Annotated in this window: 4 protein-coding genes; 2 read left to right on the top strand and 2 right to left on the bottom strand. The window is 71.1% G+C overall.

The features are described 5' to 3' along the window. Window positions 1-420: 420 nt before the first annotated feature. A complete protein-coding gene (locus tag ACFWV3_RS10855) occupies window positions 421-3,585 on the bottom strand; it encodes a S8 family serine peptidase (RefSeq protein ID WP_382410630.1) in 3,165 nt (1,054 codons plus the stop codon). A gap of 299 nt (window positions 3,586-3,884) precedes the next feature. Here ACFWV3_RS10855 and ACFWV3_RS10850 point away from each other — a divergent pair, with 299 nt between their 5' ends. Beyond that, window positions 3,885-5,354 carry a M48 family metalloprotease gene (locus ACFWV3_RS10850; RefSeq protein WP_382410628.1) on the top strand — a complete coding sequence of 490 codons (1,470 nt, stop codon included), beginning with the start codon at window positions 3,885-3,887 and terminating at the stop codon, window positions 5,352-5,354. A gap of 21 nt (window positions 5,355-5,375) precedes the next feature. Continuing rightward, entirely contained in the window at window positions 5,376-6,470 is a 1,095-nt protein-coding gene (locus ACFWV3_RS10845; protein ID WP_382410626.1) for a DUF4034 domain-containing protein, read from the top strand. Between the two features lie 356 nt (window positions 6,471-6,826). Here the strand turns inward: ACFWV3_RS10845 and ACFWV3_RS10840 are convergent, their stop codons facing one another. Next, window positions 6,827-7,483 carry a hypothetical protein gene (locus tag ACFWV3_RS10840; RefSeq protein ID WP_382410624.1) on the bottom strand — a complete coding sequence of 219 codons (657 nt, stop codon included), beginning with the start codon at window positions 7,481-7,483 and terminating at the stop codon, window positions 6,827-6,829. Window positions 7,484-7,485: the final 2 nt, after the last annotated feature.

Below are 7,485 nucleotides of genomic sequence, written 5' to 3'. Positions count from 1 at the left end.
GGTGGGGGGTGGGAAAAGGGGGTCCGGTCTTTCCTACGCTCCCACCCTTTGTTCCCGCTCGCCCACGACCCACCGTCGCGCCGAGCGCACTCTGCTTGGCCCGCACCCGCCCCGGCGCGATCCCCACGTCTGGCCGCGATCCCCGCGTCCCCGGCGCGATGCGCGTCCAGGCGCGATCCCGTCAACGCACCGCGGCCCAGCGCCGCTGAGCGATGTAGCGCCCGAAGTTCGACGTCGCGGCCGCAGAGCGATGTCAGACCCGCTGAGTACGCTCGAACTCGGGGGTTCCCAGGCCCTGCGTGGCCGATGAGTGGATCCCCCGAATCCGATGCTAGTCAGCGGGTCTGACAGTTCTGCCGGCTGTCCGAGGTCTGCCGGCTACGCGAGGCCCGCCAGTCGTGACGAGTCTGGTCCGGCGGGTCAGCTCGCGATCTTGTAGGCGCGGATGATCGTCACCTCACCCGTGTTGCCCGCCGCGTCGGTGGTCTTGGCTCGCAGCGAAGCGGTCTTCGCTCCCCTCGGGTGGTGCACGATCGCCTTGTCGCCGGCCACCTGCACCTGCTTCCACGTCGCGCCGTCGTCGAACGACACCTCGACCGTGACGCGCCTGATCTTCGGGGTGTTCTGCGCCTGCTCGACCTTCAGCGGAACGACCTGCACGCGGCCGTGCGCCGTGTCCTCGTCGTCGAGCTTCGGCTGGAAGCGGACCACCGTGAGCGGCAGGTGCGTGATCTCGGTGGTGTTCTTGGACTTGAACGTCCAGGTGCCGCTGACCTTCGACGACAGCGCGGCGTTGTCGCGGCTGTGCACCATCTCGGCGCGGTAGGCGCCTTCGGCCGCCGGGACGTCGAAGATCGCGCTCGGCGAGGCGAACTCGCCCAGCTTGGTGCCGTTGTGGAACAGCGAGGTCTTCGCGGTTCCGTCGAAGTACCGGCCCGCGCCGCCGTTGCGGTCGGTGAAGAGCGGGACCCTGACCGCGATCTGGTCCTCGAGGCGGGCGAGGCCGAAGCCGGGTGCCTCCGGGACCGACGGGCCGAGGACGGCGGCGCCGAACGTCTGGGCGTACTTCTTGCCGCCCTTGAACGAGCGTGCCGGGGTCTCGGTCGAGTACTCCCCGCCGGTGTCCGGGTTGGAGTGGTCGTAGATCCAGCTCCACTTGCCCGTCGCCGTGTTGACGAAGTCGACGGTGCGGCCGCCTTCCGGTGCGGTGGCGAACCAGCCGAAGCCGCCGCTGCCGTCGACCGGGTGCGGCATCACCGCGACGGCGTGCCGGCCGCCGTCACCGGCGGTGCGGAAGCTGCTGGTCATCTCGGCCAACTCGCTCGCCTTGGCCGTGCGCACGTAGCCGGTCGGCATGCCCTTCTCGGTGTACATCAGGCGATAGCTGACCGACGTCTTCTCGTCGCGTGGCGTGCCTTCGGCCTGTTCGGCGATCGTCGTCAGGAAGTTCGGCGCGTCCGGCCCAGCCTGGGCCGTGTACGCCTGCCCGGCCAGACCGTCGAAGAACGCCCAGCCGTGGCCGTAGGTGCTGCCCGCGACCGGGCTGGTGACCGAGATCGTGCCGATCATGCCCTTCGCTGCGGGGTCGGGGGTCTTGAGCGCCACCGGCTTGGCCGTGCGCGCGTCGACCGTGGTCGAGGTCTTGCCGTTCACCACGAACTTCGGCTGGACGATGAACGCCACCTTGAAGTCCGGGCTGACGACGCTCGTGTCCGCGACGTACACGCCCTTGGGCAACCGGACGGTCCCCGCCGATCCCGAATACCCCTTCCCGGTCGCGGTGTTGACGAAGTACGTGCTCTGGTTCTCCCCCGCCGGGTTGCCGTCGAAGCCCAGCACCGTGACACCGACGTCGTAGCTCTCGACCTCGCGGGTGACGCCGACGAACGTCCGCAGGCCGTTCGACGCGACGATCGCGCCGCTGTAGGCACCGTCGGGCGCGTTCACCTTGGTGTCGGCGGTGATCGTGACCTTGGCCGCGCCGCCGGCGGGAACCGTGATCTTCGCCGGGGACACGGTCAGCAGACCCGCGGGCGAGGGCTTGCCGTCCGGTCCCTTGACGTCCGCGGTCAGGTCGAGCGTCACGGGCTCGCTGCCGGCGTTGCGGTAGGTGACCTCGCGGACGACCTTCTGGTCGTCGTCGTGCGGCCACTGCTGCACACCGAAGTTGACGCTGCCCGGCTCGGACACGACCTGCTGCCCCAGCATGGTGGGCACGTCGACGCGACCGGCTCCCTGGTCGAACGGCGTAAGCGACGGGTTCGCCCTGGCCGACGCCATCACGGTCGCCTTGAGCCGCTCGCCCGCCCAGTCCGGGTGCTGCTGCTTGAGCAGCGCGACGACACCCGCGACGTGCGGCGTCGCCATCGACGTCCCGTCCATCGCGACGTGGCCCTGCGTCCCGGCCTCGGCCGCCACGATGCCCACGCCGGGCGCGGTGACGTCCGGCTTCACCGCACCGTCCGCGGCGGGGCCGCGGCTGGAGAACGGCGCGATGCCGTCGTTGCGGTCGACCGCGCCCACGGTCAGCGCCGACTCGGCGCTGCCGGGCGAGCCGATCGTCTCCGGGCTTCCGGAGTTGCCCGCCGCGATCACGAACAGCGCGCCGGTCTCGCGGGAGATCCGGTTCACGGCCTCCTCGAGCGGGTCGACGTCCGGGGTGTCACCTCCTCCCAAGCTCATGTTGACGACGGCCGCGCCCTGCTCGGCCGCCCACTGCATGCCGGCGAGGATCGCCGACTCGGTGCACCCGCCCGGCTGGCACACCTTGCCGTCGAGGATCTCGGCGTCCGGCGCGACACCGCGGTACTGGTCGCCCCTGCTGGCGATCGTCGACGCGACGTGCGTGCCGTGCCCGACCTCGTCGGTGTTGTCCGGCGACTCGGTGAAGTTCTTCTCGGCGACCTGCTTGCCCTGCAGGTCCGGGTGCTTCTCGTCGACACCGGTGTCGAGCACGGCGACCTTCACGCCCTTGCCCGTGATGCCCGCCTGCCACGCCTGCGGAGCACCGATCTGCTTGGTGCTGCGGTCGAGCGCAACCTTGCGCACGCCGTCGAGCCACACCTTCTCGACCGCACCGCCGCGCAGCGACTCCCAGGCACTGCCCGACTTCTCGGCCGTGCCGGTCACGAGATCCCCGACAGCCGTCTTGACCGACAGCGCCGTGACACCAGCTCGTGCGCCCGTCGCCGGCCGCACGATCACAGGCACTGTCCCGCGTCGCGCGTCGTCGTAGCCGAACTCGACCAACGACGTCACGTCGAACAACCGCGGATCAAGCTTCCCGTTGTCCACCAACGGCACCGCGTCCGCGGGCACCACGTGGTGATGCCCGTTCCGCGTGAAGGTGCGCACCGGGAGCTTCCCCCGGCCGGGCCCCGGTACGACCCGCACGACGCGGTCGCCCGAGAGCTCGACCTTGTCGCCGGTGATCAGCGTGACGCTCCGGCCCCGCTCCCCCAGCCCCGCACCCTCCGGCGGTGTCCCCTCCGCGTGCGCGACAGCGGCCGTCACCGAGGTGACGAGACCTGCTGACAGCACGAGCGCGGCGATCCCCCGACGGGCACCTCGCTGTCCTGCTCTCACTGGTTACCTCCAGCGTTCGATGAGGTGATGCCTCAGTGACCGTAGGGTCACCGTGCGTCACACCACCTCCCTCTGAAGGCCGGAGCTCCTGGGAACGACGTCATCCCGCGGGCGTACGCGGACTGGCCGTTCGACTGGTTGACACACCTCCGTTCTGTCCGGTCAGCCCCAGTTCCCGGGATTGAGACCGGACCGGCTGTCGTGCACACTTCGTGCAGCCGCGGTTCACGCGCGGCACTGGGGGCTTTTGGGGGAAGGTCGCTCTACCTATGCATGTCTCATCGCGTGCTGTCATCGCCGTGACGCTGCTGGCAGGCTTCTACCTGATCGCGTTCGGCCTGATCGGCGGACTGCTCGCACTGCAGACCTACACCCTGATCGCCCGGCCCCTGGTCGGCGTGAAGCTGGCGATCCTCGTCGTGCCCGTGGTGGTCGCCCTGGTCACAGGCCTGATCTCACTGGAGCGCCGCGAACCCGACGACATGCCGGGTACTCCCGTCACTCCGGCGGAGCAGCCCGCGCTCTGGGACCTCGTCCGCCGCCTCGCCGCCGACGTCGGCACCCGCCCGCCCGACGAGCTGAGGATCATCGGTGCCGTGAACGCCGGCGTCTCCGAGGAGACCCGTTTCCTCGGCCTGCGCGTGACCAGGCGCAGGATGTTCATCGGTGCTCCACTGCTCACCTCCTTGACCGAGAAGCAACTCACCGCCGTGCTCGCCCATGAGCTCGGGCATTACGCGAACAATGACACCCGCCTCGCCGCGGTAGTCGTCTCCGGCCGCGAAGCGGTGCTGCGCGCCGGCTCCCACCTGAACACCCAGCGCTGGTCCCAGCGCATGATCACCAAGCTCTTCCGCGCCTACGCCACGCTGTACCTCCGCGTCTCGCAGGCGGTCAACCGACGCCAGGAGCTCGCCGCCGACCGCTTCGCCGCCTCCCTGGCCGGCTCGTCCGCCGCCTCCTCAGCACTGCGCGAACTGCCGGTGATCGCCGCCGCGTGGAACCTCTTCGCGCACCGCCACCTGACCGTCGCGTGGGAGCTCGGCTACCTCCCCACGACGTTCTTCGACGGCTTCGCCCGGCTGCGCGCGCACCCGGAGCTCCACGAGCAGCTCGAGGAGATCCGCCTGCACCCGTCCGACCCGGACCGCGGCCCGTTCGACTCGCACCCGCCGCTCGCCGACCGCATCGCCGCCATCGACGCGCTCGACCTGGACCCGGAGTCCGGCTGGGGCGACCGCCCGGCCACCGACCTGCTCGTGGACCCGATGCCGTTGCTCGACACCGCCGTGCTGGCCACGCTCGCCCCCAGTGCCACCACCATGGAACGCGTCGACTGGGCCACGCTCGGCCACATCGGCGCCCGCTCCCGCGTGGTGCGCGGCACCGAGAGGTTGCTGCGGGCGGCGGCGACGGCGACGGGCCGGCCACCGTCGCTGACCACCGTCCTCGACGCACTGGACGCGGGCCGCCTGGCCGACCTGGGTTCGGCCGTCCCCGGAAACCGCGAGGCCGGCCCGCGGGCCCGCCGCGAGATGGCCAGGGGCGAGGTGCTGCCCGAGCTTTCCGCGTTGGTGGCACTGGCGTTCTCCGACGCCGGCCTGGCTCACTGGGAGCTCGACTGGCTGGGCCGCACCACGTTCGTCACCTCCTCTCTCCACTTCGACATGAGCGAACACCTCGACGCTGCCGTGAGCGGCAGCACCGACGCCCTGCGCGACGCACTCGCCGCCTCCGGCGTGGCCTCCGACTACCGCCCCGCGCACTGACCGCACGGCCCGGAAAACCCCGTGGTGCTCTCGCTTCTCTTCAAACCCAAGCACCTCGTCGCCGTCATCCGCCTGATGCGCGAGGCCAAGCGCCTGGGCGTCGCGATCGACGAATTACCGCCCGAGGTGGTGGCGGACCACGTCCTGCCGAGGACCCATCCCGAACGCCACGGCCTGGTCCCCGACGCCGAGGTGACCACCACCCCGCCGATCGAGGACCTGGCCCTGGCCGCCGTGCGGGACGACGTCCGAGCCGGCCACTGGGAGAACGCCGCCGACCTGGTCGCCGCCACCCACGGCGACTGGGACCGCCGCCACCGCGTGGTCCGCGCACTCGCCGACCTGGCCGCCAAGGACGACGCCTGGACCTCCGCCTGGCACGCTGCCCGCCCGCGCGACCCGCACTGGATCGTGGTCCACGCGATGTCGCTCGTGTCCCTGGCCTGGGACATCCGCGGCACCGCGGCCGCCTCCCGGACCACGCGCCCGCAGTTCGAGGGCTTCCACCGGGTGCTGGCCGAGGCCCGCGCGATGGCGGAGGTGGCGGCCTCGGTGCTGCCGGACGACCCGACGCCGTGGAACACCCAACTGACCTCGGCGCGCGGCCTGCAGCTGCCGCACGACGAGTTCCGGTCGCTCTGGGATGAGCTCGTGGCGCGGGATCCGTTGCACCACAACGCACATCAGCAGGCCTTGCAGTACTGGTGCCGCAAGTGGCAGGGGTCGGACGAGCTGGCGCTGGAGTTCGGGCTGGCCGCTGCGGCGCGGTCGCCGCGGTTCTTGGCTTTGCCGCTGTGCGCTGCCTATGAGAGTGGTTCGCCGGACATGTGGCGGGCTCCTTCCGTTGTGGGGGCGTTGGATTCGTTGCTGGCGCGGCTCGAGGACGAGGGGGCGGACACCGCCTCGGTGCGGGATGACCGGGGGTATGCGGCTTTCGGGCTCGTTCAGCTGGGGCGGTTCGAGGAGGCTTTGGGGCAGTTCCGGGCTTTGGGGGCGTGCGCGGATGCCGAGCCTTGGAGTGGGTTCGAGGAGCCTCGGATCACCTTCTTGAGCGTGCGGGGGATGGCGGTTCGCGGGATGGGGAAGCGGAGGCGGGGTACGGGCCTCGGGTGGTGACAGCGTGAGGACGGTGGGGCTCGGGCCGGTCGGGGCGCCGTAGTGATCGGAGTGGCTGGAGCGCAGGACGGTCGCGACGCAGGCTGGTGAGGGCGCAGGGCGGCGAGGGGCTCCTTTGGTTGAGAGATAAGGGCTCGGGGTCGAGGGCGGGTAGTCGAGGTGACGGCAGGATTCGGCCGCAGGTGAGCGGCGGCTGGGAGTACCGGACCGTGGATGAGTGATCCCAGATCCGGTGAGCTCTGGGTTGGGTGAGCCCAGGGGTGGCGTGGGCTCGGAGTTGCAGTGGGCTGGTGGCCCGGTGAGGCCGATGCTCGACCGCCGCGGACGGGTCGGCACCGGGGCCTGTGAAGGCGTGGTCAGCTGATGGCCAGCGGGGTTCGGGACTCGGGGACGGTGGGGCGGCGTTCCATCACGGCTCGTTCCAGCTGGCGGGCCGGGGAGTCGCCCAGGAGTTTGCGGGCCAGGGTGGTGCCCTTGCGCGGGGCCAGGGCCAGTTCGGCTCGCAGGGCCTGCACGCCCACGTAGTGGGTTGCTTCTTCGAGGATGGCCTTGGTGTCCGGGATGGAGTGGGTTCGGCGGATCGCGTCGACGGCCGCTCGTTCCAGCGGGGCCACGTGGAAGCCCCTGCGCAGAGCCGGGCGCGGGAGGCGGTCCGTGCGTTCCAGGCGCAGGGTGGCGTGGCCCCAGGCTCTCGAGTGGCGTGGGGCGAGCACGTGGATCGCGTCCGCCGAGGGGAGGACGGATCTCATGCCGTGCAGGTACAGGGCGTCGAACGCGGTGAGCATGGCTCCCTCGCCCGCGTAGAGGAGGGCGGCCTGCACCAGCTGTTCGCGGGAGGGGCCTGCCCTCGTCAGCAGGAAGATGCCGGGGAACAGGCGTTGCCAGGGGCCGCCGGGGCGCGAGCGCTGGTCGATCAGGGACGCGGACAGTCCTATGTGGAGCAGGGCGGCCACGGGGGCTACCCGGTGGACGAAGAGGGTGCCCAGGGCTTCCAGGTCGATGGGGTGGCGCATGG

Source organism: Lentzea sp. NPDC059081 (genome assembly GCF_042738015.1).
In the GTDB taxonomy this organism is placed as follows: domain Bacteria; phylum Actinomycetota; class Actinomycetes; order Mycobacteriales; family Pseudonocardiaceae; genus Lentzea.
This window is presented reverse-complemented; position numbering and strand designations above follow the sequence as displayed.